This is a genomic window from Micromonospora sp. DT44, assembly GCF_049841635.1.
Classification (GTDB): Bacteria; Actinomycetota; Actinomycetes; order Mycobacteriales; family Micromonosporaceae; genus Micromonospora.
In genome coordinates this window covers 48,064-73,437 of record NZ_JBNCKS010000014.1, presented here as the reverse complement: position 1 = coordinate 73,437, position 25,374 = coordinate 48,064, and the positions used below count along the sequence as shown (strand labels likewise).

20 protein-coding genes are annotated in these 25,374 nt (G+C 70.6%); 10 read left to right on the top strand and 10 right to left on the bottom strand.

Features of this window, described 5'->3' with window-relative positions:
• Positions 1–90: 90 nt before the first annotated feature.
• The 4 genes from ACLQ25_RS10875 to ACLQ25_RS10860 form a co-directional block, all read right to left on the bottom strand.
• Positions 91–963, bottom strand: a complete 873-nt coding sequence (locus tag ACLQ25_RS10875) for an amino acid ABC transporter permease (protein WP_425730755.1) — start codon at positions 961–963, stop codon at positions 91–93.
• A 139-nt stretch (positions 964–1,102) separates the two neighbouring features.
• Positions 1,103–1,759 (bottom strand): amino acid ABC transporter permease, encoded by a 657-nt coding sequence (locus ACLQ25_RS10870; RefSeq protein WP_355053238.1) that lies wholly within the window; start codon positions 1,757–1,759, stop codon positions 1,103–1,105.
• 82 nt (positions 1,760–1,841) lie between these two features.
• Entirely contained in the window at positions 1,842–2,777 is a 936-nt protein-coding gene (locus ACLQ25_RS10865) for a glutamate ABC transporter substrate-binding protein (RefSeq protein ID WP_425730754.1), read from the bottom strand.
• A gap of 57 nt (positions 2,778–2,834) precedes the next feature.
• Positions 2,835–3,590, bottom strand: coding sequence for an amino acid ABC transporter ATP-binding protein (locus ACLQ25_RS10860; protein WP_355053240.1), 756 nt, complete (start codon positions 3,588–3,590; stop codon positions 2,835–2,837).
• 195 nt (positions 3,591–3,785) lie between these two features.
• Between ACLQ25_RS10860 and selD the strand changes: the two genes are divergently transcribed.
• Together selD and ACLQ25_RS10850 are read left to right on the top strand one after the other, a co-directional pair.
• Positions 3,786–4,775 (top strand): selenide, water dikinase SelD, encoded by a 990-nt coding sequence (gene selD, locus ACLQ25_RS10855; protein ID WP_425730753.1) that lies wholly within the window; start codon positions 3,786–3,788, stop codon positions 4,773–4,775.
• A gap of 215 nt (positions 4,776–4,990) precedes the next feature.
• Positions 4,991–5,470, top strand: a complete 480-nt coding sequence (locus tag ACLQ25_RS10850) for a hypothetical protein (protein ID WP_425730752.1) — start codon at positions 4,991–4,993, stop codon at positions 5,468–5,470.
• A gap of 140 nt (positions 5,471–5,610) precedes the next feature.
• Here the strand turns inward: ACLQ25_RS10850 and ACLQ25_RS10845 are convergent, their stop codons facing one another.
• Positions 5,611–5,865, bottom strand: coding sequence for a DUF2277 family protein (locus tag ACLQ25_RS10845; protein WP_357398695.1), 255 nt, complete (start codon positions 5,863–5,865; stop codon positions 5,611–5,613).
• A gap of 56 nt (positions 5,866–5,921) precedes the next feature.
• Here ACLQ25_RS10845 and miaB point away from each other — a divergent pair, with 56 nt between their 5' ends.
• Positions 5,922–7,421, top strand: coding sequence for a tRNA (N6-isopentenyl adenosine(37)-C2)-methylthiotransferase MiaB (miaB, locus tag ACLQ25_RS10840; RefSeq protein WP_425730751.1), 1,500 nt, complete (start codon positions 5,922–5,924; stop codon positions 7,419–7,421).
• A 46-nt stretch (positions 7,422–7,467) separates the two neighbouring features.
• On the opposite strand, the gene ACLQ25_RS10835 is transcribed toward miaB, so the two are convergent.
• From ACLQ25_RS10835 to ACLQ25_RS10825, 3 genes are all read right to left on the bottom strand, one after another.
• Positions 7,468–8,838, bottom strand: coding sequence for a cellulose binding domain-containing protein (locus ACLQ25_RS10835; protein ID WP_425730750.1), 1,371 nt, complete (start codon positions 8,836–8,838; stop codon positions 7,468–7,470).
• Positions 8,839–9,140: 302 nt separating this feature from the next.
• Entirely contained in the window at positions 9,141–10,748 is a 1,608-nt protein-coding gene (locus tag ACLQ25_RS10830; protein ID WP_425730749.1) for a cellulase family glycosylhydrolase, read from the bottom strand.
• 604 nt (positions 10,749–11,352) lie between these two features.
• Positions 11,353–12,561 (bottom strand): DUF349 domain-containing protein, encoded by a 1,209-nt coding sequence (locus tag ACLQ25_RS10825; protein WP_425730748.1) that lies wholly within the window; start codon positions 12,559–12,561, stop codon positions 11,353–11,355.
• 202 nt (positions 12,562–12,763) lie between these two features.
• On the opposite strand from ACLQ25_RS10825, the gene ACLQ25_RS10820 reads away from it, so the two are divergent.
• Genes ACLQ25_RS10820 through dapF form a run of 3 tightly spaced genes read left to right on the top strand, consistent with a single transcriptional unit; the run spans position 12,764 to position 15,277 of the window.
• Complete coding sequence (locus ACLQ25_RS10820; protein WP_425730747.1) at positions 12,764–13,531, top strand: hypothetical protein; 768 nt, start codon at positions 12,764–12,766, stop codon at positions 13,529–13,531.
• On the top strand, positions 13,456–14,433 hold the full coding sequence (gene miaA / locus ACLQ25_RS10815) for a tRNA (adenosine(37)-N6)-dimethylallyltransferase MiaA (protein ID WP_425730746.1): 978 nt from the start codon (positions 13,456–13,458) through the stop codon (positions 14,431–14,433). The genes ACLQ25_RS10820 and miaA overlap by 76 nt, the downstream gene beginning before the upstream one ends.
• A 7-nt stretch (positions 14,434–14,440) precedes the next feature.
• Complete coding sequence (gene dapF, locus ACLQ25_RS10810) at positions 14,441–15,277, top strand: diaminopimelate epimerase (RefSeq protein WP_425730745.1); 837 nt, start codon at positions 14,441–14,443, stop codon at positions 15,275–15,277.
• A 217-nt stretch (positions 15,278–15,494) separates the two neighbouring features.
• Here the strand turns inward: dapF and ACLQ25_RS10805 are convergent, their stop codons facing one another.
• On the bottom strand, positions 15,495–16,961 hold the full coding sequence (locus ACLQ25_RS10805; RefSeq protein ID WP_425730744.1) for an NAD-dependent malic enzyme: 1,467 nt from the start codon (positions 16,959–16,961) through the stop codon (positions 15,495–15,497).
• 185 nt (positions 16,962–17,146) lie between these two features.
• On the opposite strand from ACLQ25_RS10805, the gene hflX reads away from it, so the two are divergent.
• Positions 17,147–18,601: a GTPase HflX gene (gene hflX, locus ACLQ25_RS10800; RefSeq protein ID WP_425730743.1), complete on the top strand. Its 1,455-nt coding sequence runs from the start codon at positions 17,147–17,149 to the stop codon at positions 18,599–18,601.
• A gap of 50 nt (positions 18,602–18,651) precedes the next feature.
• Entirely contained in the window at positions 18,652–20,370 is a 1,719-nt protein-coding gene (locus tag ACLQ25_RS10795; protein ID WP_425730742.1) for a hypothetical protein, read from the top strand.
• Between the two features lie 118 nt (positions 20,371–20,488).
• Here the strand turns inward: ACLQ25_RS10795 and lexA are convergent, their stop codons facing one another.
• Entirely contained in the window at positions 20,489–21,274 is a 786-nt protein-coding gene (gene lexA / locus ACLQ25_RS10790; RefSeq protein WP_425730741.1) for a transcriptional repressor LexA, read from the bottom strand.
• Positions 21,275–21,769: 495 nt separating this feature from the next.
• On the opposite strand from lexA, the gene nrdR reads away from it, so the two are divergent.
• Positions 21,770–22,270 carry a transcriptional regulator NrdR gene (gene nrdR, locus ACLQ25_RS10785; RefSeq protein WP_355053254.1) on the top strand — a complete coding sequence of 167 codons (501 nt, stop codon included), beginning with the start codon at positions 21,770–21,772 and terminating at the stop codon, positions 22,268–22,270.
• A gap of 35 nt (positions 22,271–22,305) precedes the next feature.
• Entirely contained in the window at positions 22,306–25,212 is a 2,907-nt protein-coding gene (locus ACLQ25_RS10780) for a vitamin B12-dependent ribonucleotide reductase (protein WP_425730740.1), read from the top strand.
• The last annotated feature ends 162 nt before the right edge of the window (positions 25,213–25,374 follow it).

Genomic DNA, 25,374 nt, shown 5'->3' with positions numbered 1-25,374 from the left:
GTCGTTCGTGCTGGTCCCGGTCAGATCATCCGCCCGAGGTGCGTGCTGGTCCCGGTCAGATCATCCGGCCGAGGTGCCTGCTGGTCCCGGTCAGATCATCCGGCCGACGGCGTCGCCCACGTCCTGCGAGGGCAGCACCTTCGCCGCGGTGCGCGGCGCGCGACCCATCCGCTTCTGCAACCACCAGGCCAGGATCGACAGCGCGCCGCAGATGGCGATGTAGATCGAGGCCACGATCAGGTACGTCGGCACGTACGGCAGCCCGAACGGCAACCGCCCGCCGATCTGCTTACCGACGAACAGCAGCTCGGGGTACGTGATGATGAAGCCCAGGGCGGTGTCCTTGAGCAGCACGACGAGCTGGCTGACGATCGCCGGGAGCATCGACCGGACGGCCTGCGGCAGCAGGATCAGCCGCAGCACCTGGTTCTTGCGCAGGCCGATCGCGTACCCGCCCTCGGTCTGCCCGTACGGCACCGCGTTGATGCCGGCCCGGAAGATCTCCGCGAGCACCGAGCCGTTGTAGAGCATCAGTCCGATGACCAGCGCCCACAGCTTGTCGATCGACCAGCCGTACTGCAGCGGCACGTAGTAGCCGAAGAAGATCAGGATCAGCAGGGGGATCGCGCGGAACAGCTCCACCACGAACGTCGACGGGGCCCGCAGGATCCACTTGTCGCTGAGGCGGCCGCTGGCGAAGATCGCGCCGAACAGCAGCGCCAGGACCGCGGCGATGCCGGCGGCCTTCAGCGTGGCCCACAGGCCGCCGAGCAGTTCGCGTTGCACCGAGGCGTACTGGAACTGCTCCCACTTGCGGGCCTCGAACTGGCCGGTGTCGGCGAACTTGTAGCCGATGTAGGCGAGCAGGGCGATGATGCCGGCCGTGGAGACGACGCCCAGGATCGCGTTGCGCCGCTTGGCACGGGGACCGGGCAGGTCGTAGAGAATCGACGCCTGGCTCAACTCAGCCACCCTCCGTTCGCGACTGCGGGGCTCGCAAGCTCACTCCTCGCGCTCACCGCGCATTTTCCGTTCGCGACTGCGGGGCTCGCAAGCTCACTCCTCGCGCTCACCGCGCACCTTCCGTTCGCCGCAGCCGGGCTCACCGCGCCACCCGCCACTTGCGTTCGAGGAACCGTTGCAACGCCACCAGCGGCAGGATCAGGATCAGGAAGCCGATGGTGATCCAGAGCAGGACGGCGAACTGCGGCTCGCCCCGCTCGGCCATGTACGCGGGGATCGCGCCGGCCTCCAGCACCGAGAAACCGGCGGCGATTGTGGTGTTCTTCAACATGGCGATGAACACGCTCACCATCGGTGGGACCATCGCCCGCAGCGCCTGCGGCAGCACGATGAGCGTGAGCACCTGACCGAAGGTCATGCCCAACGCTCGGGCCGCCTCGGCCTGCCCGGCGGCGACCGTGTTGACGCCGGAGCGGATCACCTCACAGACGAACGCGGAGGTGTAGACGGTCAGCGCGATGGCGGCGCTGGGGAAGTAGTCGATGTTGACGTCGAGCTTCGGCACCGCGAACACGAGGAACGCGAACACCAGCGTCAGCGGGGTGTTGCGCACCAGGTTGACGTACGTGGCGCCGAACGCGCGCAGGGCCGGCACGGGGGAGACCCGCATCGCGCCGAGCAGCGTGCCGAGGACGAGGCTGCCGACCGCGGCGATCAGGAAGAGTTTGACGGTGTTGGTGAACCCGTCGACGAACAGCTGCCCGTTGTCCGTCAGTACGCGGAAGAACTCGCCCATGCCTCGCTCTCAGTCCCTCTCGGAAGGGCGCCGGACGGAGACGAACCCCGCCCGGCGCCGCAACTCGTGTCGAGCCGGTCGATCAGTACCGCTCGACCTTCGGCGGGGTGCCCGCCGAGCCGGACAGGCCCAGCGTGCCGTCGTAGATCTTCTGCCAGGTGCCGTTGGTGAAGGCGGCCTCGATCTGGTCGTTGACGTAGTCGCGCAGCGCCTTGTCGTCCTTCGGCAGGCCGATGCCGTACTTCTCGGTGCTGAACGGCTGGCCGACGACCTTCAGCTCGTCCGGGTTCTGCGCCGCGTAGCCCTTGAGGATGGCGTCGTCGGTGGTGACGGCGTCGACCTTCTTGTCCAGCAGCTGCGAGACGCACTCCGAGTACGTCTTGAACTCGACGATGTTGTTCGCCTCGGTCAGACCCTCGTCACGGACCCGCTGGATCGGGGTCGAGCCGGTGGCCGAGCAGACCTTCTTGCCCTTGAGGGCGTCCTTGCCGGTGATCGACGACTCGTCCTTGCGGACCAGCAGGTCCTGGCCGGCGACGAAGTACGGGCCGGCGAAGGAGATGTCGTTCTTACGCTTGTCGGTGATCGAGTAGGTGCCGACGTAGTAGTCGACCTCGCCACCCTTGATCGCCGTCTCCCGGTTGGCCGACGCGATCTCCTTGTACTGGATCTTCGCGGGGTCGATGCCGAGCGTGCTCGCGACGTACTGGGCGATCTCGATGTCGAAGCCGCACCGCTTGCCCTGGGCGTCCTTGTAGCCGAGGTTCGGCTGGTCGAACTTGACCCCGACGGAGACCGTGCCGGCGGTCTTGATCTTTTCGAAGGTCGGGCTGCCGGCGACGGCAGCGTCCGTCTTCGGGGTGAAGGTCGCGCCGGAGCTCTTGCAGGTGTCTCCCTGGGCGGCGCCGGAGGCGTTTCCACCGGCGCTCGGCGTCGGCTCACCCTCCTTGCCGCAGGCCGCGGCGGACAGGGCGAGGGAGGCCATCATGGCGACCGCCGCCACGCGCGTCATACGCATACTCTTCTCCTTCTTCGACGGAGCCCGCCATTGTGCGGCGCGCTCCACTACGGACGCCTAGTGCGTGAGGATCTTGGAGAGGAAGTCCTTGGCCCGGTCGCTGCGCGGGTTCGCGAAGAACTCCGCGGGTGGGGCGTCCTCGACCAGTTGGCCGTCGGCCATGAAGATGACCCGGTTGGCGGCGTGCCGCGCGAAGCCCATCTCGTGGGTGACCACGACCATGGTCATGCCGTCGCGCGCCAGTGACGTCATCACGTCCAGCACCTCGCCGACCATCTCCGGGTCGAGAGCGCTGGTGGGCTCGTCGAACAGCATCGCCTTGGGCTGCATGGCCAGCGCTCGGGCGATGGCCGCCCGCTGCTGCTGGCCGCCGGAGAGCTGGGCCGGGAACTTGTCCGCCTGGTTGGCGATGCCGACCCGGTCGAGCAGGGCCAGACCGCGTTCGCGGGCCACGGCGGGCTTCTCCTTGCGGACCTTGACCGGCCCGAGGGTGACGTTCTCCAGGATGGTCTTGTGGGCGAAGAGGTTGAAGGACTGGAACACCATGCCCACCTCGCTGCGCAGGCGAGCGAGGGGCTTGCCCTCGGCCGGCAGCGGCTGACCGTCGAAGGTGATGGTGCCGGAGTTGATCGGTTCCAGTCTGTTGATGGCGCGGCACAGCGTCGACTTGCCGGAGCCGGACGGGCCGATGACCACGACCACCTCGCCCCGACCCACCGACAGCGAGACGTCGTCCAGCACGTGCAGCGGTCCGAACCACTTGTTGACCGCGTCCAGCACGATGAGCGGTTCGCCCGTCGTCACGTCGTCCACCGTCCCTGTCGTCTCCCCGGATGCGGGGTCGGTCGACCCCCGGTTGGGCAACTGTAGGCGGCGTGATGTGGCGGAACGCAACCCAGTTGGTCACGGAGCGGTAACACCGGTCACGATCGGCTACGGGGGTCCGGTTTCGGTCACCGGTGCGCCGCGACGGTGGCGGCGGCACGGCGATGCCGAGATTATGGGGGGATGACGGAACCCGTACGGCTGACCCGTTACGCGCGCGGCGGCGGCTGCGCCTGCAAGATCCCGCCGGGCGAGTTGGAGGCCATGGTGGCCGGTCTCGGCCCGGCCACCGGCACCGCCGAGCTGCTGGTCGGCCTGGACCACGGCGACGACGCCGCGGTGGTCCGCCTGGACGAGCATACGGGCCTGGTCAGCACCGCGGACTTCTTCACCCCGGTCGTCGACGACGCGTACGACTGGGGACGCATCGCCGCGGCCAACGCGTTGTCCGACGTGTACGCGATGGGCGGCACCCCGCTGGTGGCGTTGAACCTGCTCTGCTGGCCGCGGGACGTGCTGCCGCTGGAACTGGCGCGGGAGGTGCTGCGCGGCGGCCAGGACGTGGCCCGGGAGGCGGGCTGTCACCTGGCCGGCGGGCACAGCGTGGACGACGACGGTCCGAAGTACGGCCTCGCGGTCACCGGCACGGTACGCCCCGAAGAACTGATCACTCTGGACGCGGGCCGGGCCGGGATACCGCTGTCCCTGACCAAGCCGCTCGGTGTGGGCGTGCTCAACACCCGGCACAAGTCCACCGGCGAGAGCTTCCCGGAGGCAGTTGCCTCGATGAGCGCGCTGAACCGGGACGCGGCGCGCGCCGCGGTCGCCGCCGGCATCCGGTGCGGCACCGACGTGACCGGGTTCGGTCTGCTCGGTCACGCCTCGAAGCTGGCCCGCGCCAGCCGGCTGACGGTGGCCATCGACACGGCCCGGGTGCCGTACCTGGCGGGCGCGCGGGAGGCGCTGCGCGACGGGTACGTCAGTGGCGGGAGCCGGCGCAACCTGGAGTGGGTCACCCCGTGGACGGACTTCGGCGCGGCCGACGAGGGGGAGCGGCTGCTGCTGGCCGACGCGCAGACGTCCGGCGGTCTGCTGGTCGCGGGTGAGCTGCCGGGCGCACCGGTGGTGGGTGAGCTGCTGCCCCGCGGGGAGCACCTGGTCGTCCTGCGCTGACCGGTGGCGGGACACGCTGGCCCGGTGGTTCGGCCGGCGCACGATACCCGATAAACTGTCACCTTCCCGCTACTCCGAGCAATGCCGCTCAGGGAAATTTTGCCCGGAATGGTCACAGACCGGTAACTTGCCCCCGGCTGAGGTCATATGCCCCCCACCATCGTCAGTAAGGCCCGATCCGGAGGCCGGTGGGACGAACGCAGCGAGGAGGCGGAATGACCGAGCTGTGGAACTGGAGAATCGACCGGGTCCGACCCGTGGAGGTCTACCCGGCGCTGGCCGAGGCGCTCGGTCGGGTGGTGATGCCACTGGCCGCGGCGGACCCGGCGCGACTGCCCGAGTACGCGGTGGTGTGTGACGTCTGGCAGGCGCCGGGCGAGTTCCCGACAGTGATCGACTGTTACGGGGTGCCCGAGCGGCTCTCCGAGCACGCCAGCATCGCCGCGCTGGCCCGGCTGCTGGGCCGGGACTGCCTGCTGCGGGACGACACGTTGGACGCCAGCCGGCACCTGCTCGTCGCACCGGACGGCACGGTCCGCGCGGTGCACTTCGACGTCCGGGACACCGACGACGGCGAGGTGCTCAGCCGGCGACGGCTCTGCACGTTCGGTGACCCGGGCTGCCGGGGTTGGTCGCAGTGTCACCGCTCCCGCTGGGCGCCCGACACCGTCGCGCCGGTCCTCGCCGCAGCCTGACCGCCACCCAGCCGGCCTGACCGCCAGCCGGCCGGCCACGCTCAAGCCGAGCCGGCCGGCCACGCTCAAGCCGAGCCGGCCGGCCACGCTCAAGCCGAGCCGGCCGGGCCCGCTCAAGCCGAGCCGGCCGGCCCGGGGCGTCAGCCGCGTCCCGGGGCGGTGGCGGCCGGCCGATCGGCGGCGTTCGACCCACCCCGCACGACCAACTGGTCGAGCAGGGTGCGGGTGGCTTCGGTCACGGCGGCCACGGCGGCCTCGAAGGCGGCGGCGTTGTGCGCGGCGGGCGCCCGGAAGCCGGAGATCTTGCGGACGTACTGCAACGCCGCCGCCTCGATGTCCGCGTCGGTCACCTGCGGGGTGAACGGCTCCCGCAACGTCTTGATGCTTCGGCACATGTCGGGTGCTCCTCGGTTCGGGGTGATCCGGCCGACCCGGATACGCTGTCCAGGTCATGACTACCGCAGCGGCGGGCAGCCCGCGCACCTACCAGGTGCGCACCTACGGCTGCCAGATGAACGTGCACGACTCCGAGCGCATCTCCGGCCTGCTCGAACAGGCCGGCTACGTGCGTGCGCCCCAAGCCGACGACACCCCGGACATCGTCGTCTTCAACACCTGCGCGGTGCGGGAGAACGCCGACAACCGGCTCTACGGCAACCTCGGTCATCTGCGCCCCGTGAAGGACAAGCACCCGGGGATGCAGATCGCCGTCGGTGGTTGCCTGGCGCAGAAGGACCGTGGCGAGATCGTCCGTAAGGCGCCCTGGGTGGACGTGGTCTTCGGCACGCACAACATCGGCTCGCTTCCGGTCCTGCTGGAACGTGCCCGGCACAACGCCGCCGCCGAGGTGGAGATCCTGGAGTCGCTGGACGTCTTTCCGTCCACGCTGCCGACCCGCCGCGAGTCCACGTACGCCGGCTGGGTCTCGATCTCGGTGGGCTGCAACAACACCTGCACGTTCTGCATCGTGCCCTCCCTGCGCGGCAAGGAGAAGGACCGGCGCCCCGGCGACATCCTCTCCGAGGTACGCGCGCTCGTCGACGAGGGCGTGCTGGAGGTGACGCTGCTCGGGCAGAACGTCAATTCGTACGGCGTCGAGTTCGGCGACCGGTACGCGTTCGGCAAGCTGCTGCGCGCGACCGGTGAGATCGACGGCCTGGAGCGGGTCCGGTTCACGAGCCCGCACCCGAAGGACTTCACCGACGACGTGATCGCCGCGATGGCCGAGACCCCGAACGTGTGCCACTCGCTGCACATGCCGTTGCAGTCCGGCTCGGACGACGTGCTGAAGGCGATGCGCCGGTCGTACCGCTCCGAGCGGTACCTGGGGATCATCGAGAAGGTCCGGGCGGCGATGCCGGACGCGGCGATCACCACCGACATCATCGTCGGCTTCCCGGGCGAGACCGAGGCCGACTTCCAGCGCACGCTGGACGTGGTGCGTGAGGCCCGCTTCTCGTCGGCCTTCACCTTCCAGTACTCCAAGCGCCCCGGCACCCCCGCCGCGACCATGGACGGCCAACTGCCCAAGCAGGTCGTGCAGGAGCGTTACGAGCGGTTGATCTCCTGTGTCGAGGAAATCACCTGGGCAGAGAACAAGCGCCTGGTGGGGGAGACCGTCGAGGTGCTGGTCGCGGTCGGCGAGGGCCGCAAGGACGAGCGGACCGGGCGGCTGTCCGGGCGGGCCCGCGACGGTCGTCTCGTGCACTTCGACGCCGGCAGTTTCGCCGGGTCGATCCGGCCGGGCGACATCGTGCACACCGAGATCACGTACGCCGCGCCGCACCACCTCAACGCCGACGGCGCGCCCCTGTCGCACCGCCGGACCCGGGCCGGTGACGCCGCCGAGGCCGGGCGCTCCCCGCGTACCCCCGGGGTGTTGCTCGGACTACCCACGGTCGGCGCACCGGCGGTCGCACCCGCGACCGCCGGCGGCTGCGCGGCGCACTGACGCAGGTCGGGGCCCGCCGGCACGGCGGACCCCGACCAACCCACGGTCAGACCGTGATGCGACCGGCGCCGGCGCCGCCCGTCACGATGGACTTGACGTTGCTCGCGGTGTCCAGTTGGTACGAGTACGGGATGCTGCCGACGCTGCCACCGGTCTGTCCGGCGGGCGAGTTGACGAAGTAGTTGTTGCGGGCCACCAGCCGGCCCGGCCCGGAGTCGGCCTCGCCGAGGTGGTACGTGTCGGGGACGTTCTCGAAGTAGTTGCCCTCGACGAGCACGCCCGCGTTCTCGGTGGAGGCCACGCCGTAGCCGGTGTTGGCCCGGTAGTAGTTGTTGTAGACGTGCACCGGGTTGCCGAAGCGCACCCGGGGGTTGCGCTGCTTGCTGCCGTCGAACCAGTTGTGGTGGTAGGTGACCCGCAGGTGCCCGGTGTCCTGGGCGCCGTTGTCGTCGCTGTGTCCGAGCAGCATCGTCTTGTCGTGGTTGAAGACCCGGTTCCACGACACCGTGACGAAGTCCGAGCCGCGCTTGATGTCGACCGCGCCGTCGTACCCGTTGCTGAAGGTGTTGTGGTCGATCCAGATGTTGGTGGCCGACTCCTGCACGTTGATCGCGTCGTCGTTCCAGTCCCGGAAGGTCAGGTTCCGGATGATGACGTTGCGATCACCGCTGACGTTGAGCCCGCAGCCGACGATCGTCGCGCCGGAGTTGCCGAGGATGGTCTTGTTGGACCGCACCCGCAGCATGCCCGAGCAGGAGATGGTTCCGGACACCCGGATCACCGCGGACCCGGTCGCGTTCAGCGCGCTGGTCAGCGCTGAGGCGTTCGTGACGGTGGTCGCCGGTGCGCCGCCACCGCCGGTGGTGCCGCCGTTCTGGGTGGCCCAGCCGACAAGGCCGGTCTGCGGCGGAACGCTCGGCGGCGGATCACTGGGGTTCGGCGGCGTGGTGGGCGTGCCTGGGGTGGTCGGCGGGGCGGTGGTCGGGGTGGTGGTGCCGCCCGTGCAGGCCACGTTGTTCAGGGTGAAGCTGGTCGGTGCCGGGTTGCTGGAGTTGTTCCAACTCGCGTTGAAGCCGAACGAGGCGCTGCCGTTGGTGGCCAGGTTGCCGTTGTAGTCGACGTTGGCGGCGGAGACCTGGCTGCCGCTCTGCGTGGCGGTGGCCCCCCACGCCTGGCTGACCTGCTGGCCGGCCCCGTACGACCAGCGCAGCGTCCACCCGGAGACCGGGTCGCCGAGGTTGGTGACCGTCACGTTGCCGGTGAACCCGCCCGGCCACTGGCTGGCGACGGAGTAGGCGACCTGACAGCCGGCTGCCGCCTGGGCCGATACGGCCGTCAGGAGACCGCCGGTGACCAGCGCGGCGGTCGCGGCGGCGGTGGTGGCGAGCAGCGTCGTTCGACGCTGTGCTGTGCGCATGCTGCTTCCCTTCGATGAGGCGGACACACCGTCGCGACGCCCATGCCCGTGGGCGGCGAGGTGGGCCGGGATCTCAGGTCCCGGGGTCCGCCGGTGCGGTTCGGTGCGGAGAGCGGCTCCCGCGCTCGCGCCGGCCGCGACGGAGGCAAGCGCTTTCCCGATGGAAACATAGAAGCACCTGGATGTAAATGCTCTGTGCGGCCGGGGCGCGGTCGCCTCCACCGCGCCGTGCGCTCACGTTGGTGCGCGCCCGGCCCGAGGTGGCCGACGCCCTCGGCGTGGGCGTCGACCACCTCGGTTGCTCAACAGCTCGCGCCGTTGAGCTTCACGGTCGCCGGGGCGCTGGCCGTACCGTTGGCGGTGAAGCCCACGGTGACCGAGGCGCCCGCCGCCAGAGACGGCGCGTGGCTGGGCGCGGCGGCCGTGACCGTCGTACCGGACTGGGTGACGGTGGCGTTCCACCCGCTGCCCAGCGTCACGCCGGACGGCCAGGTCCAGGTGGCCGACCACGGATTCACCGCGGCAGTGCCGGTGTTCTTCACGGTCAACTCACCCTGGAAGCCGCCCTGCCAGGCGTTGACCTGCCGGTAGGTGGCCGTGCAGGCGCCGGGGGGCGCGCTCGTCGGCCCGCCGGTCGGCCCACCCGTGGGGCCGCCGGTCGGCCCGCCCGTGGGTCCGCCGCCGCTCGGCGCGATCAGGTATGGCTGGAGGATCGCCTGCTTGGTGGTGTTGATGTTGGTCCAGTCGTCCAGCGCGATGCCGCCGGTGTCACCCGAGTTCGGGTTCCACGACCAGTAGGTGAACGACATCCCGGTCGCGCCGGTGCCGGTGTACGCCATCAACTTCTCCAGCCACAGCCGGTCCTTCGGGTCGGCCAGGGTGCTGCCGAACTCACCCATCATGATCGGGGCGATGTTCTGCTTGTAGAGATAACCGAAGTACTTGTCCCAGATCGCCGGCATGTTCGCCGGGTAGTCCGGGGCGTCGAACCAGGTCTGCCGGTACACCGACGTCGCGTACTCGTGCGGCGAGTAGACCAGCCGGTTCGCCACGTTCAGCCGTACCGGGTACTGACCGGCCTTCGACAGGTTGCCGCCCCACCAGCCGCAGTCCTCGTCGTTGCTCGGGTCGTTGTCCCACACGTTCGAGAGACCACCGCTCGGGCAGCTCACCCCCTCCACGAAGATCAACCAGTTGGGCTGCACACCGAGGATGGCGTTACCGGCCCGCTCGGCGGCGAGCCGCCAGTCCCGCGCCGTGTCGCCACAGCCCCAGCACGCGCCGGTGGCCGCCGGGTTCGTGCCCTCGGCGTGCGGCTCGTTGTGCAGGTCCGCGCCGATCACCGTCGGATTGCCCGCGTACCGCTGGGCGAGCATCTTCCAGTCGTTGATCCAGGTCGCCTCGGAGACCGTCGACGTGTACCACAGCGGCGACTGCCCCGCCGACGTCGGCCGGTGCCGGTCCAGGATGATCCGCATCCCCTTGCTGCCGGCGTAGGCGATCACCTTGTCCAGGATCTGCAACGGCGACAGCCCGATCAGGTCCGGGTTGACGAAGTCGTTGATCCCGGTGGCGGTCGCACCCGCCTTCAGCGCGTCGTTCGAGTACGGCACCCGCAGCGTGTTGTAGCCCAGCCGGGCCATCGTGTCGAGCTGACCCCGCCACGGATTGCTCGACCAGAGCCCGTGGAAGGTCTTGTTGTCGGTCTCCATGCCGAACCAGTTGATGCCGGTCAACCGGACCGTGGCCCCGGTGCTGTCCACGATCTGGCTACCGTTCGTGTGCAGATAACCGGTGCCGGTACCGGCGGCGGAAGCCGGGGTGGTGCTGACGGTGGCGGCGAGGAACACGCCGGCCGCGGCGGTGGCGAGCGCGGTCAGCGCGCTGCCGAGAGCTTTCGTACGGGTCATTCGAGCTCCACTTCGGACGCACGACGCCGTCCATCGACGACGCCGGCAGGCGGCCGCGCGCACATCACGGCCCCTTGGGGGTACGCGGACAGTGCGCGACGGCCCATGTCACGCGGACGGGAAACTCGCGGCGGCTCACCGGCCGATCCTCGACGGCGATGCTCGCCGGCGGCGCCCTCGGCCCGGTGGCCCTACCTGACTCCGTCGCCCATTCTCATCAGCCCACCTCAATGCGTCAACCTGCGCGCCCAGTCCCGCCCCCGCGCCGCCCTCGCGCCGCCCGGGGGCGGCAAGATCGTGCTCGATCGTGGATGTAGTGGTGTCACGGCGTCGGATAGCCACTAGATCCAGGATCGAGCGTGATCATGCCGATGAGCCTGCGTCCAAAGCCTGTCTCCGCGCGCCCACCGCGTCGGCCCGCTCCAAGATCTTCACAACTTCGGGGAAGTTGCTGCCTCGGACGCGCCGGAAGCAGCAACTTCCCCGAAGTTGTGAAGATCTTGGGCGTGTGGGCGTGCGGGCGTGCGGGCGTGCGGCCTAGCTCCGTGACGCGCGCGAGCCCCCGGTCCCTCTCGGGGGCCGGGGGCTCGTGGATTGCGTCAGGTCAGCCGGCCTGCTCGGCGAGCTGGAGGAACTGCCGCTTGGAGGCGAGGGCCTGCTCGGCCTCCTTGATGCGCCGGGCGTCTCCGGCACTCTGCGCCCGGGATAGCCGCTCCTCGGCCTCCGCCACCTGGGCCCGCATCTGGGCGAGCAGCGGGTTGTCCTCCTTGGTGGTACGACGCCACGCGGAGTCCATCACCTCGCGGACCTTGTCGTCGATGACGCGCAACCGGCGTTCCAGGCCGGCGGCGGCCTCGCGGGGCACCCGGCCGGCCTCGTGCCACTGCGCCTGGATCTCGCGCAGCTTGGCCTGGGCGCCCTTGGGGTCGGCGTGGATGTCCAGGGCCTCGGCCTCGGCCAACAGGGCCTGCTTACGCTCCAGGTTGCCGCGCTGCTCGTTGTCCCGCGCCGAGAAGACCTCGCTGCGCCGGCTGAAGAAGGCGTCCTGCGCGGCCCGGAACCGTTCCCAGAGCTTCTGCTCGGCCTCCTTGGAGGCGCGGGGCGCGGCCTTCCACTGCGTCATCAGCTCCTTGAGCTGGTTGGCCGTGGCGGCCCACTCGGTCGAGTCCTTGATCTTCTCGGCCTCGGCGACCAGCTCTTCCTTGACGGTCTGCGCCTGCTTGCGCTGCGAGTCCAGGGAGGCGAAGTGTGCGCCCCGGCGTCGGGTGAAGCCGTCCCGCGCGGCGGCGAACCGCTTCCACAGCTCCCCGTCGGCCTTCTTGTCGACCCCGCGAATGGTCTTCCACTCGTCGAGGATCTCCTTGAGGCGGTCACCGGCCGTCTTCCAACCGGTCGACTCCGCGGCGAGCTTCTCGGCCTCCTCGACCAGGGCGGTCTTGCGGGCCAGGGCCTCGCCGCGGGCGGCGTCCCGGGCGGCACGCGCCTCGGTGGCCTTCTCCTCGGCGAGGGTCGCCAGCTTGTCCAACCGGGCGGTCAGGGCGTCGATGTCGCCGACCACGTGGGCCTCCGGCAGCGTGGCGCGGATCCGCCGGATCGTGCTCAACGAGTGCCCGGCGTCCGCCGCGCCCGAGTTGAGCCGCGCTTCGGTCAGGTCCACCTCGGTGACCAGGTCGGCGAAGCGGCGTGCGAAGTGCGCGAGCCCCTCCTCCGGTGCCCCTGCCTGCCAGGATCCGACCACCCGCTCGCCCTCGGCGGTCTTGACGTAAACGGTGCCGTCCGCGTCCACCCGTCCGAAGGCAGTCCAGTCGCTCATGTGCCCATCCTCGTTCTCCCGGCGTCCGAGGGAGACGTCCCCCGTCGCCGCCACGGCGCAGCCAAGTTACTTCCGGCATTGTCACAGGTCCGACCCGGTCCGCGTCGAGCGCCTATCGCCGACCGTGACCATACGGTGTCCTAGGCCCTGATTGACCGGATCACGGCGGAGACGCACCGGGGATTCCCGCTACGGTGAGCGGGTGCCACTGGTCGCCGCCGCCGTCTGCCCACATCCGCCCCTGCTCGTGCCCGAAGTGGCCGGTGCCGCCGCCAGCGAACTGGACGACCTGCGGTCGGCCTGCGATCTCGCCGTCGGTCGGCTGCTGGCGGCCGGCCCGGACGTGGTGGTGCTGCTCGGCGTCGGCCCGGTGACCGGCCCGGTCCAGCCCCCGGCCACCGGCTCGCTCCAGCCGTGGGGCGTCGACCTGGACGTGCCCCTGGTCCCCGGTCAGCCGGGCCGGGGCGCCGTGCTGCCGCTGAGCCTGACCATCGGCGCGTGGCTGCTGTCCCGGCATGTCCCGACGACGGCCGGGCCGGCGACCGCGACGCCGGGGACGGCCGGGCCCGAGATGGCAGCGCAGGTGACCGCCGTGCAGGTGGCCGCCGACGCCGGGACGGTCGAGGTGGCCGCGCTCGGTGCCCAGGTCGCCGCCGCCGGTGACCGGGTGGCGCTGTTGGTGCTCGGTGACGGGTCGGCCTGCCGGGGCCAGAAGGCCCCCGGGTACGACGACCAGCGCGCTCTCCCGTACGACAAAGGGGTCGCCACGGCCCTGGCCGAGGCGGACCTGGACGCCCTCAGCGACCTGGACCCCGGTCTGTCGGCGCAGTTGAAGGTCGCCGGCCGGGCGGCGTGGCAGGTGCTCGCCGACGCGGCCCGCGTCGGCGGCGGCGGGTGGCGCGGCGAGTTGCTGCACGAGTCGGCGCCCTACGGTGTGGCCTACTTCGTGGCGTCCTGGGAGCGGATGTGACAGTCGTCGCGGTGGTGGGTCCGACGGCGGCGGGCAAGTCGGCGCTGAGCATCGCGCTCGCGCACGCCCTCGACGGTGAGGTGGTCAACGCCGACTCGATGCAGCTCTACCGGGGCATGGACATCGGCACCGCGAAGCTGACCACCGACGAGCGGGACGGCGTGCCGCACCACCTGCTCGACATCTGGGAGGTGACCGAGCCGGCCAGCGTCGCCGAGTACCAGCGGCTGGCCCGCGCGGCGGTGGACCACATCCTGTCCCGGGGGCGGGTGCCGCTGCTGGTGGGTGGCTCGGGGCTCTACGTGCGGGCGGTGCTGGAACGCTTCGAGTTCCCGGGCACCGACGCGGCGCTGCGGGAACGGCTGGAACGCGAGTTGGCCGAGGTCGGGCCGGCGCCGCTGTACGCCCGGCTGCGGGCCGTCGACCCGGTGGCCGCCGAGGCCATCCTGCCCGGCAACGGACGGCGGATCGTCCGGGCGTTGGAGGTGATCGAGCTGACCGGCGCGCCGTTCGCCGCGTCGCTGCCGCAGCCCACCCCGTACTACCCGTCGGTGCAGCTCGGCGTCGACCTCGACACCGGCCTGCTGGACGAGCGGATCGCGCTGCGGGTGGACCGGATGTGGGCCGACGGGCTGGTCGACGAGACCCGCGAGCTGGTCGGCCGGGGTTTGGCCGAGGGGAGGACGGCGAGTCGGGCGCTCGGCTACCAGCAGGTGTTGCGCCTGCTCGACGGGGACCTGACCGAGGAGCAGGCGCACGACGAGACGGTCCGGGCCACCCGGCGGTTCGTCCGCCGGCAGCGCTCCTGGTTCCGGCGTGACCCCCGCGTCCAGTGGCTCGACTCGGCCGCGCCGGACCTAATCGAGGCCGCCGTGCGTCTGGTGCCGGCCGCTGCGCGATGATGGGGTTGTGGAGTTCACCAAGGGCCACGGCACCGGCAACGACTTCGTCCTCCTGCCCGACCCGGACGGTCAGCTCGACCTGACCCCGGAGCTGGTCGCGGCGCTCTGCGACCGGCGTCGCGGCATCGGCGCGGACGGCGTACTGCGGGTGGTCCGCGCGGCCAAGCATCCCGACGGCGCCGGCCAGGCCGGCGAGGCCGAGTGGTTCATGGACTACTGGAACGCGGACGGCTCGTTCGCCGAGATGTGCGGCAACGGTGCCCGGGTCTTCGTGCGCTACCTGCTCGACACCGGGCTCGCCACGCCCGCCGGCGCGGCGTTGCCGGTGGCCACCCGCGCCGGCGTCGTGCGCGCGCTGGTCGAGGGCGGCGCGGTCTCCGTCGAGATGCGCAGACCCCGGATGTACGACGAGTCGAGCGCCACCCTGGGCGGTCTGACCCTGTCCGGCACGGTCGTGGACGTCGGCAACCCGCATCTGGTGTGCGTCCTGCCGAGCGGCGTGGAGTTGTCCGCGCTGGACCTGACCGTCGCGCCCGGGTTCGATCCGTCGGTTTTCCCGGCCGGCGTGAACGTCGAGTTCATCGTGCCGGGCGACCCGGTCGGCGACACCGACGGGCACAGTCTCATGCGGGTGTACGAGCGCGGCAGCGCCGAGACCCTGTCCTGCGGCACCGGCGCCTGCGCGGTGGCCGCCGTGGCCCTGCGCGACGCCGGCCGGGACACCGGTGTGGTGGCGGTGGACGTCCCCGGCGGCCGCCTGACCGTAACGGTCACCAAGGACTCCTGCTGGCTCTCCGGCCCCGCCGTCCTGGTAGCAACCGGCCAGCTAAACCTCCCCACCTAACCCCCACCCCACCCTCCCGGGGCGCCCTCCGGCCGCCCCCGGGCCCCCTCCGCACGCCCCCCGGCCCCCCTCCGCACGCGTTGATCAAGAGGTTCGCGTCAAAAATCGCGCGGATCCTGACGCAAACCTCTTGATCACCGGGGCGGTTGCGGCAGGGCCCGGACGGGGGAGAGGTCTGGGTGGGGGGCAGGGTCTGGGTGGGGGAAAGGGCTGGGGTTTAGGGGGTGGCGCTGGCGGTGGCGGCGATTTCGGGGAGGTCGGTCGGGCCGGGGTCGGCCGCTGGGAGAGGGCTGGGGTTGTTCGCGGCGGCGCGGACGGCGGCGGCGACCGCCGGGGCCACCCGGGAGTCGAAGACGCTCGGCACGATCACCGTTGGATTGATCTTGTCCTCACCGACGACGTCGGCGATGGCCCGCGCCGCGGCGATCGCCATCTCCTCGGTGAACTCCTCGGCGTGCGCGTCCAGCATGCCGCGGAACACTCCGGGGAACGCGAGCACGTTGTTGATCTGGTTCGGCTGGTCCGAGCGGCCGGTGGCGACCACCGCGGCGTGCTTACGCGCCTCCCGCGGGTCGACCTCCGGGTCGGGGTTCGCCAGCGCGAAGACGATCGCGTCCTTCGCCATGCCGGCGATGTCGTCGCCGGTGAGCAGGTTCGGGGCGCTGACCCCGATGAACACGTCTGCCCCCCGGATCGCCCCGGGCAGGTCGCCCGAGTAGTTCTCCTTGTTGGTGTTCTCCGCCAGCCACTGCCAGGCCGGGTTGAGGTCGGTCAGGCCGCGGTGCAGGGCGCCCTGGCGGTCGTACGCGATGATGTCGCCGACGCCCTGACGCAGCAGCAGCTTCATGATCGCGGTGCCGGCCGCGCCCGCGCCGGAGACGACCACCCGGACGTCCGAGAGCTGCTTGCCCACGACGCGCAGCGCGTTGGTCAGCGCGGCCAGCACGCAGATCGCGGTGCCGTGCTGGTCGTCGTGGAAGACCGGGATGTCCAGCGCCTCGCGCAGCCGGGCCTCGATCTCGAAGCAGCGCGGCGCGGCGATGTCCTCCAGGTTGATCCCGCCGTACGCGGGCGCGATCGCCTTGACGATCTGCACGATCTCGTCGGTGTCCTGGGTGTCCAGCACCACCGGCCAGGCGTCGACCCCGCCGAAGCGTTTGAACAGCGCGGCCTTGCCCTCCATCACCGGCAGCGAGGCGGCGGGGCCCAGGTTGCCCAGGCCGAGCACCGCCGACCCGTCGCTGACCACCGCGACGGTGTTGCGCTTGATGGTCAGCCGCCGGGCGTCCGCCGGGTTCTCGGCGATCGCCATGCAGACCCGGGCCACCCCCGGGGTGTACGCGCGGGACAGCTCGTCACGGTTGCGCAGCGCGACCTTCGAGGTCACCTCGATCTTGCCGCCGAGGTGTAGGAGGAACGTCCGGTCGGACACCTTGCGCACGTCCACGCCGTCCAGCGTCCGGAGCGCGTCGACCACCTGGTCGGCGTGCTTGGCGTCGGCGGTGTCGCAGGTCAGGTCGACGATCACGTGGGTCGGGTCCGAGTCCACCACGTCCAGCGCCGTGACGATCGCCCCGGCTTCACCGACGGAGGTGGTGAGCCGACCGATCGAGGATGCGTCCGCGGTCACGGCGATCCGGATGGTGATCGAAAATCCGGCGCTCGGCAGTCGGGTGATGGCCACGGGATCCCTCCGTCACGGCTGTGCGGCCGGTCGGCCGCCGCCTGAGCATTTCTACCGGGTTGTGGAGGTCGACTGGTATTCGCCCCCGCTTTTGGCGACCTCCAGCACGGGCATATAGCAGGTGCGCTGGGCGTTGTGACGTGTCAGGATTACGTTCTACTTATCAAAACGGACAGGAGAACCGCTTGCGAGACCAGGAGAACTTCGTCCCCGTCGAGGACGAGTTCGACGATGTCACCACCGGCGAGCTGGACCTGTCGGAGCGGCAGTCTCTCCGGCGCGTCCCAGGCCTCTCCACCGAGCTCAGCGACGTCACCGAGGTGGAATACCGCCAGCTGCGGCTGGAGCGGGTGGTCCTGGTGGGCGTCTGGACCGAGGGCACGGTGACCGACGCGGAGAATTCCCTGGCCGAGCTGGCCGCGCTCGCCGAGACGGCGGGCTCGCAGGTGCTCGAGGGGCTGATCCAGCGTCGTACGCGACCCGACCCGGCCACCTACATCGGTCGCGGCAAGGTCGACGACCTCGGCGCGGTGGTGCTTTCCACCGGCGCCGACACGGTCATCTGCGACGGCGAGTTGTCCCCGTCGCAGCTGCGCAACCTGGAGCAGCGCACCAAGGTCAAGGTCGTCGACCGCACGGCGCTGATCCTCGACATCTTCGCCCAGCACGCCAAGAGCAAGGAAGGTAAGGCGCAGGTCGAGCTGGCCCAGCTCGAATACCTGCTCCCCCGTCTGCGCGGTTGGGGTGAGACGCTGTCCCGCCAGACCGGTGGTTCCGGTCGCGGCGGCGGCGCCGGCGGCGGTGTGGGTGTCCGTGGTCCCGGTGAGACCAAGCTGGAGACGGACCGGCGGCGCATCCGCCACCGCATCTCCCGGCTGCGTCGCGAGATCAAGAGCATGAAGACGGTACGCGTCACCAAGCGTGCCCGTCGTACCCGCAACTCGGTGCCCGCCGTGGCCATCGCCGGCTACACCAACGCCGGCAAGTCCAGCCTGCTCAACCGGCTGACCGGCGCGGGCGTCCTGGTGGAGAACGCGCTGTTCGCCACGCTGGACCCGACGACCCGCAAGGCCACCGCCTCGGACGGGCGGCTCTACACGCTCTCCGACACGGTCGGCTTCGTACGGCACCTGCCGCACCAGATCGTCGAGGCGTTCCGCTCGACGCTGGAGGAGGTCGCGGAGGCCGATCTGGTGGTGCACGTCGTCGACGGCACCCACCCGGATCCGGAGGAGCAGGTGCGGGCGGTGCACGAGGTGCTAGCCGAGGTGGGCGCGGACCGGCTCCCCGAGCTGCTGGTGGTCAACAAGACCGACGCCGCCGACGAGGACACGCTGCTGCGGCTCAAGCGCCTCTGGCCGGACGCGATCTTCGTCTCGGCGCACTCCGGTCGGGGCATTGACGGGTTGCGCGCGGCGATCGAGGAGCGGCTCCCGCAGCCCGCCGTGGAGGTGCGGGCTGTCCTGCCGTACGACCGGGGGGACCTCGTGTCCCGGGTGCACCGTTCGGGCGAGGTGCTCAGCACGTCGCACCTGGCGGAAGGCACTCTGCTGCACGTCCGGGTCAGCGCGGCGCTCGCCGCCGAGCTGGCGCCGTACGACGTGGCGCGCGAGGGTGAGGCGGTCGGCAGCCGGCCTTGAGCGGCCCCGGCGTCATCCATCGGAAACGCGCGGCATGCGACACTGGCCGAATGCGCCGCGTTGTTTCCTCGGTCACGGTTGCCCTCGGCCTGTTCGGGGCAACCGTGGCGCTGGCCGGAGTCGCCGTAGCAGCTCCCGCTCCCGTGTCATCCCAACCGCTCGCCGCGGCCGCCGGCAAGAAGCGCTGCACGGTGACCGACGAGCGCCTGCGGGAGCTGTCCGGCCTGGTGGCGACCAAGAGCGGTTACATCGTCATCAACGACGGCACCGAGGTCGACTCGCGTAAACGGATCTTCTTCCTCGACAGCAAGTGCAAGGTCGTCAAGGAGCCGGTCCGCTACTCGGGCGCGGGGCCGTTCGACACCGAGGATCTCGCCGTCTCGCCGAAGGGCGACACCCTGTGGATCGGTGACATCGGCGACAACGCCACCAGCAAGGAGCGACGGACGCGGATCGCGGTCTGGACAATGCCGATCGCCGGCAACAAGCAGCCGGTGCTGCACCGGCTCTCCTACCCGGAGAACAAGCCCCGTGACGCGGAGGCGCTGCTGGTGGGGGCCGACGGCCTGCCACTGATCATCACGAAGGTGGCGAAGGGCAACTCGGAGATCTTCACCCCGACGGCGAAGCTGAACAACGGCGACACCCCGCCGGTGCCGATGAAGAAGGTCGGCGAGATCAAGCTGCCGAAGACCACCACCGAGAATCCGCTGAGTGTCTACGGCCGGCTCGCGATCACCGGCGCCGCCCGGTCGCCGGACGGCACCCGTGTCGTCGTCCGCACCTACGCGGACGCCTTCGAGTACGACGTCACCGACAACGACATCGTGGGAGCGCTCACGACCGGCAAGCCACGGGTGACGGCACTGGCCGACCCGTTCGGCGAGGCCATCTCCTACACCCCGGACGGCAAGTCCTTCGTCACGGTCTCCGACGCCGGTCAGTTCGCCGCCGACGAGCCGGTTGACGTCCTGAGCTACACGCCGTCCACCAGTGCGGCGGAGCCGCTGGCGGCGACCGCGGGCGACAAGCCGGCGGCCAAGAAGTCGTGGATGGACGGGCTCAGCTTCACCGACATCACCTATCTGGTGGGCGCGGTCGGCGTACTCGGTCTGCTGCTCGTCGGCGCCGGCATCGTCGGCATCGTGCGCGCCCGCCGTCGACCGCCCGCCGCGGACGATTCGGCGGACGACGCCGACGATCGTGCTGGCACGCCCGGGGCCGACCGTGCTTCGCCGGCTGGCGGCCGTCCCAACGCCGGCGTGTACGGCGGAGCGGCAGCCAGCGGCGGGGTCTACGGCGGCTCCGGCCGGGGTGGTCCCGCTCCCGCTGGCGGTGCTGTCTATGGCGCGGGAGGCGAACGCCCCAGCGGCGCGGGCGGCGGGGGTGGGCGTCCGGCCGGCCCGGCAGGAGGCGGTTACGGCGCTGCCCGGCCCGGTGGAGGTGGGGGCGGCGGCGCTCCGGCCGGCGCTCCGGCCGGCGGCGGCGTGTACGGCGGCGGCCGTGCCGGCGGTCCCGGAGGGGGTCGGCCCGGTGGCGGCGGTGGCCGGCCGGGCGGCGGTGTGTATGGCGGCGGCGGCCAGTCTGGCGGTGGTCAGCCCGGCGGTGGTCGAGCGGGCGGCGGTCGGGCCGAGCCGCCGCGGCGCGGTGGGCAGGAGCCGGACTACCGGGGTCAGCGGCCCGGTCGCCGACGTGAGGATGACGCGCCCGTCGACCCGTACGGGCAGCATCCCGGCGGCGGTCGTGGCCCTCGGGGCGACCGCTACTGACGCGACTGGCGTCACCTGGGCCCGCACCGCGACGGCCCTGCCTGGATTGCCCGGTCAGCAGGGGGCGAACGGCCTAGCGGACGCGGGTGAGCGCTGACGGCACCCACCCGCGTGTCGGTCAGATCCGGCGGAGTACCGCCACGACCCGGCCCATGATGGTGGCGTCATCACCGGCGATCGGGTCGAAGGCCGGGTTCTGCGGCATCAACCAGACGTGCCCGTCACGGCGACGGTAGGTCTTGACGGTCGCCTCGCCGTCGAGCATGGCGGCCACGATCTCACCCGAGTCGGCGGTGGGCTGCTGCCGCACGACGACCCAGTCGCCGTCGCAGATCGCCGCGTCGAGCATCGAGTCGCCCTTGACCTGGAGCATGAAGACCTCGCCCTCGCCCACCAGCTCGCGGGGGAGGGGGAAGATGTCCTCCACGGCCTGCTCGGCGAGGATCGGTCCACCGGCGGCGATCCGGCCGAGCATCGGCACGTACGCCGGGGTGGGCCGTTGGGCGCGGGACAGCTCGTCGTCGATGGCTTCGCTGGGCGCGCGGACGTCCACGGCGCGCGGCCGGTTCGGGTCGCGTCGCAGGAAGCCCTTCTTTTCCAGCTCCTTGAGCTGGTAGGCGACGCTCGACGGGGACACCAGGCCGACCGCCTCGCCGATCTCCCGGACGCTCGGCGGGTAGCCGTGCCGCTCCACCCAGGTGCGGATGAACTCCAGGATGCGGCGCTGGCGGGCGGTCAGGTCGACCGTCGCCGGGTCGGGGAAGGCGCTGACCACCGGCGTGACCGGGCGCACGGCGGGCTGACCCGTCCGGCTGCGCGCGGCGGTGCGGCGTCGGGTGGCCGGCGGGCCCGCCTCGGTAATCTGCTGCGGGCTCTCCGGCCGGCTGGCCCGGTCCTCGGTCACGTCCGTCCTCCCTGGTCGGCGCTGGGTGCCTCGTCGGCTCGTGGTGCGTGCGGTTGTTCCTGACCGTATAGGTGAGATCGGTCATTTTCAAACATCTGTACGACCTCTCACCGGCGTGTCGGGGTGAAAAACCACTCTCCTCGTACGGATGTTCTGATAAATGGTACGTCGAGTAGCACGCGTGTTCGATTATCGACCGATTTCGGTAACCCGGGCGGGGTGTCGGCGTTGGTCTCGCGGGGGGTGGATGACGCCGATGGTGCGTGACGCGCCGGACACGCCGGTCAACTTGACCCGGGTTCGTCGGCGACATACCGTCGACCCCTAGATGTAGTAGTGACACGGGCGTAAGTTGCCCACAGGTTGGGTCTGACTACCGACCGCACTCCCGTAGGGTCGATCACAGCGGGCGCCATGAGCGCATGGCACCGTTGCGGCGGTCTGTGCCCGGGTGCGTCCGGTACGACGCGATTGATCATGATTAGGGGGTCCGCGATGCGGTGTCCGTACTGCCGGCACGCCGACTCCCGGGTGGTCGACTCGCGGGAGGCCGACGACGGTCAGCTCATCCGACGGCGGCGCTCCTGCCCGGAGTGCGGCAAGCGGTTCACCACGGTCGAGGAGGCGGTCCTTGCGGTCGTCAAGCGCAGCGGGGTGACCGAGCCGTTCAGCCGCACGAAGATCATCGGCGGGGTGCGCAAGGCGTGCCAGGGCCGGCCGGTGGACGACGACTCACTCGCGCTGCTCGCGCAGCGGGTGGAGGAGACGGTCCGGGCCAAGGGGGCCGCCGAGATCCCCAGCCACGACGTGGGCCTGGCGATCCTGGGTCCGCTACGCGACCTGGACGAGATCGCCTACCTGCGGTTCGCCAGCGTCTACCGCTCCTTCGACTCGCTCGCCGACTTCGAGCGCGAGATCGAGACGCTGCGGGCTGCGGCGCGAGCCCGCGAGCAGGGTCGGGCCGACGCGGTCGAGGCCGCCGGCCGTACCAACTGAGACTTCACTGTTTTTTCGAGAGATCAGGACGCGCGGTGGGTGACCGCGCAGACGAGGGGGGCGACGGCGTGACAACGAGCCGTTCACGGAACAAGGCAGGCGCGGGGCTGAAGATGGAGCGCGTGTGGACGACGGAGGGGGTCCACCCGTACGACGAGGTCTCGTGGGAGCGCCGGGACGTCGTGATGACGAACTGGCGGGACGGTTCGATCAACTTCGAGCAGCGGGGCGTGGAGTTCCCGGAGTCGTGGAGCGTCAACGCGGCGAACATCGTCACCACCAAGTACTTCCGGGGCGCGGTGGGGACCCCGGAGCGGGAGTGGTCGCTCAAGCAGCTCATCGACCGGGTGGTGAGCACCTACCGCACCGCCGGCGAGGAGTACGGCTACTTCGCCAACCCGGCCGACGCCGAGGTCTTCGCGCACGAGCTGACCTGGATGCTGCTGCACCAGGTGTTCAGCTTCAACTCGCCGGTCTGGTTCAACGTCGGCACGCCGTCGCCGCAGCAGGTCAGCGCCTGCTTCATCCTGGCCGTCGACGACTCGATGGACTCTATCCTCGACTGGTACAAGGAGGAGGGGCTGATCTTCAAGGGCGGCTCCGGCTCCGGGGTCAACCTGTCGCGCATCCGTTCGTCCCGTGAGCTGCTCTCCTCCGGCGGCAACGCCTCCGGCCCGGTCAGCTTCATGCGCGGCGCGGACGCCTCGGCCGGCACCATCAAGTCCGGCGGCGCGACCCGCCGGGCGGCCAAGATGGTCATCATCGACGTGGACCACCCGGACATCCAGGAGTTCGTGGTCACGAAGGCGCGCGAGGAGGACAAGATCCGCGCGCTGCGTGACGCCGGGTTCGACATGGACCTCGGTGGTTCCGACATCGTCAGCGTGCAGTACCAGAACGCCAACAACTCGGTCCGGGTCTCCGACGAGTTCATGTCGGCGGTCGAGAACGGCAAGGGCTTCGAGCTGCGCGGCCGGCTGGACGGCTCGGTGATCGAGACCGTCGACGCCAAGAACCTGTTCCGCTCCATCTCCCAGGCAGCCTGGGAGTGCGCCGACCCCGGTCTGCAGTACGACGACACGATCAACGACTGGCACACCTGCCCGGAGACCGGGCGGATCACCGCGTCGAACCCGTGCTCGGAGTACCTGCACCTGGACAACTCCTCGTGCAACCTGGCCTCGCTCAACCTGATGAAGTTCCTCCGTGCCGACGGTGGCTTCGAGGTGGAGAAGTTCGTCAAGTCCGTCGAGTTCGTCATCACCGCGATGGACATCTCGATCTGCTTCGCGGACTTCCCGACCGAGAAGATCGGCGAGACCTCCCGCGCGTACCGGCAGCTCGGCATCGGCTACGCCAACCTGGGCGCGCTGCTGATGGCCACCGGCCTGCCCTACGACTCGGAGCAGGGCCGCTCGGTCGCCGCCTCGATCACGTCGCTGATGACCGGCACCGCGTACCGCCGCTCGGCCGAGCTGGCCGGCGTCGTCGGCCCGTACGACGGCTACGCCCGCAACGCCGAGCCGCACAAGCGGGTCATGCGCAAGCACGCCGCGGCCAACGACGAGATCAAGCCGACCAGCCCGGTGGCCACCGCGATCGTCCGCGAGGCGACCAGGCAGTGGACCCAGGGCAACAAGATCGGTGACAAGTTCGGTTGGCGTAACGCGCAGGCCAGCGTTCTCGCCCCGACCGGCACGATCGGCTTCATGATGGACTGCGACACGACCGGCGTGGAGCCGGACCTGGCGCTGGTCAAGTTCAAGAAGCTGGTCGGCGGCGGCTCGATGCAGATCGTCAACCAGACCGTGCCGCGCGCCCTGCGCAGCCTCGGCTACCCCGAGGAGCAGGTCGAGGCGATCGTCGAGCACATCGCCGACCACGGGCACGTGGTGGACGCCCCCGGGCTCAAGCCGGAGCACTACCCGGTCTTCGACTGCGCCATGGGTGAGCGGACCATCGCCCCGATGGGCCACGTGCGGATGATGGCGGCCATCCAGCCGTTCGTCTCCGGCGCCATCTCCAAGACGGTCAACATGCCGGAGGCGGCTACCGTCGAGGACGTCGAGAAGATCTACTTCGAGGGCTGGAAGCTCGGCCTCAAGGCGCTGGCGATCTACCGGGACAACTGCAAGGTCGGCCAGCCGCTGTCGGTGGCCAAGAAGAACAAGGCCACCGAGCCGGCCGCCGTCGAGACCACGACCGCCGCGCCGGCCGCGGTGGAGAAGGTCATCGAGTACCGGCCGGTGCGCAAGCGCCTGCCGAAGAAGCGCCCGTCCGAGACGGTCAGCTTCTCCGTCGGTGGCGCCGAGGGTTACCTCACCGCGTCGTCCTACCCGGACGACGGCCTCGGCGAGGTCTTTCTCAAGATGTCCAAGCAGGGCTCGACCCTGGCCGGCGTGATGGACGCCTTCTCGGTGGCCATCAGCATCGGCCTGCAGTACGGCGTGCCGCTGGAAACGTTCGTCAGCAAGTTCACCAACATGCGCTTCGAGCCGGCCGGCATGACCGACGACCCGGACGTGCGGATGGCGGCCTCGGTGATGGACTACATCTTCCGTCGCCTGGCGCTGGACTTCCTGCCCTACGAGCGCCGCGCCGAGCTGGGCATCTTCACCGCCGGTGAGCGGGCCGCCCAGCTGCGGGCCGAGGCCGACGCGGAGGCCGCGGCCGTCACCGGTGCGGACCTCACCGCGATGGCGTCCTCCGCTCCGGTGGAGGCTCCGGCCAAGACCGAGGCGGTCGCCCAGCCGGCCCAGGAGATGGCCGACGTGGCCGCCGCCAAGCCGGTGACGAGCGTGGGTTCCAGCACCGAACTGCTGGAGGCCGTCATCGGCAAGGCCGCCGACGCGCCGCTCTGCTTCACCTGCGGTACGAAGATGCGCCCCGCCGGTAGCTGCTACGTCTGCGAGGGCTGCGGCTCCACCAGCGGCTGCAGCTGACGTACGCGAAACGCTAGCGAGCGCGGCAGGGGCACCTGCCGCGCTCGCGGCGTTCCGCCTGCTGATCGACCCCGGTGTCCTTGAAGCCGGGCTATCAACCCCGTCGGGATGCCCCGACATCATGAAACGCGAGTCGATCTTCGCCATTTCGGGTTCACTTCG

Bases quoted from the DNA above. Each gene is read 5' to 3' on its own strand.
- ACLQ25_RS10870 (WP_355053238.1), bottom strand. From the start codon at position 1,759: ATGGGCGAGTTCTTCCGCGTACTGACGGACAACGGGCAGCTGTTCGTC.
- ACLQ25_RS10865 (WP_425730754.1), bottom strand. From the start codon at position 2,777: ATGCGTATGACGCGCGTGGCGGCGGTCGCCATGATGGCCTCCCTCGCC.
- selD (WP_425730753.1), top strand. From the start codon at position 3,786: ATGACGGAACCCGTACGGCTGACCCGTTACGCGCGCGGCGGCGGCTGC.
- ACLQ25_RS10850 (WP_425730752.1), top strand. From the start codon at position 4,991: ATGACCGAGCTGTGGAACTGGAGAATCGACCGGGTCCGACCCGTGGAG.
- ACLQ25_RS10845 (WP_357398695.1), bottom strand. From the start codon at position 5,865: ATGTGCCGAAGCATCAAGACGTTGCGGGAGCCGTTCACCCCGCAGGTG.
- miaB (WP_425730751.1), top strand. From the start codon at position 5,922: ATGACTACCGCAGCGGCGGGCAGCCCGCGCACCTACCAGGTGCGCACC.
- ACLQ25_RS10835 (WP_425730750.1), bottom strand. From the start codon at position 8,838: ATGCGCACAGCACAGCGTCGAACGACGCTGCTCGCCACCACCGCCGCC.
- ACLQ25_RS10830 (WP_425730749.1), bottom strand. From the start codon at position 10,748: ATGACCCGTACGAAAGCTCTCGGCAGCGCGCTGACCGCGCTCGCCACC.
- ACLQ25_RS10825 (WP_425730748.1), bottom strand. From the start codon at position 12,561: ATGAGCGACTGGACTGCCTTCGGACGGGTGGACGCGGACGGCACCGTT.
- ACLQ25_RS10795 (WP_425730742.1), top strand. From the start codon at position 18,652: ATGCGCCGCGTTGTTTCCTCGGTCACGGTTGCCCTCGGCCTGTTCGGG.
- nrdR (WP_355053254.1), top strand. From the start codon at position 21,770: ATGCGGTGTCCGTACTGCCGGCACGCCGACTCCCGGGTGGTCGACTCG.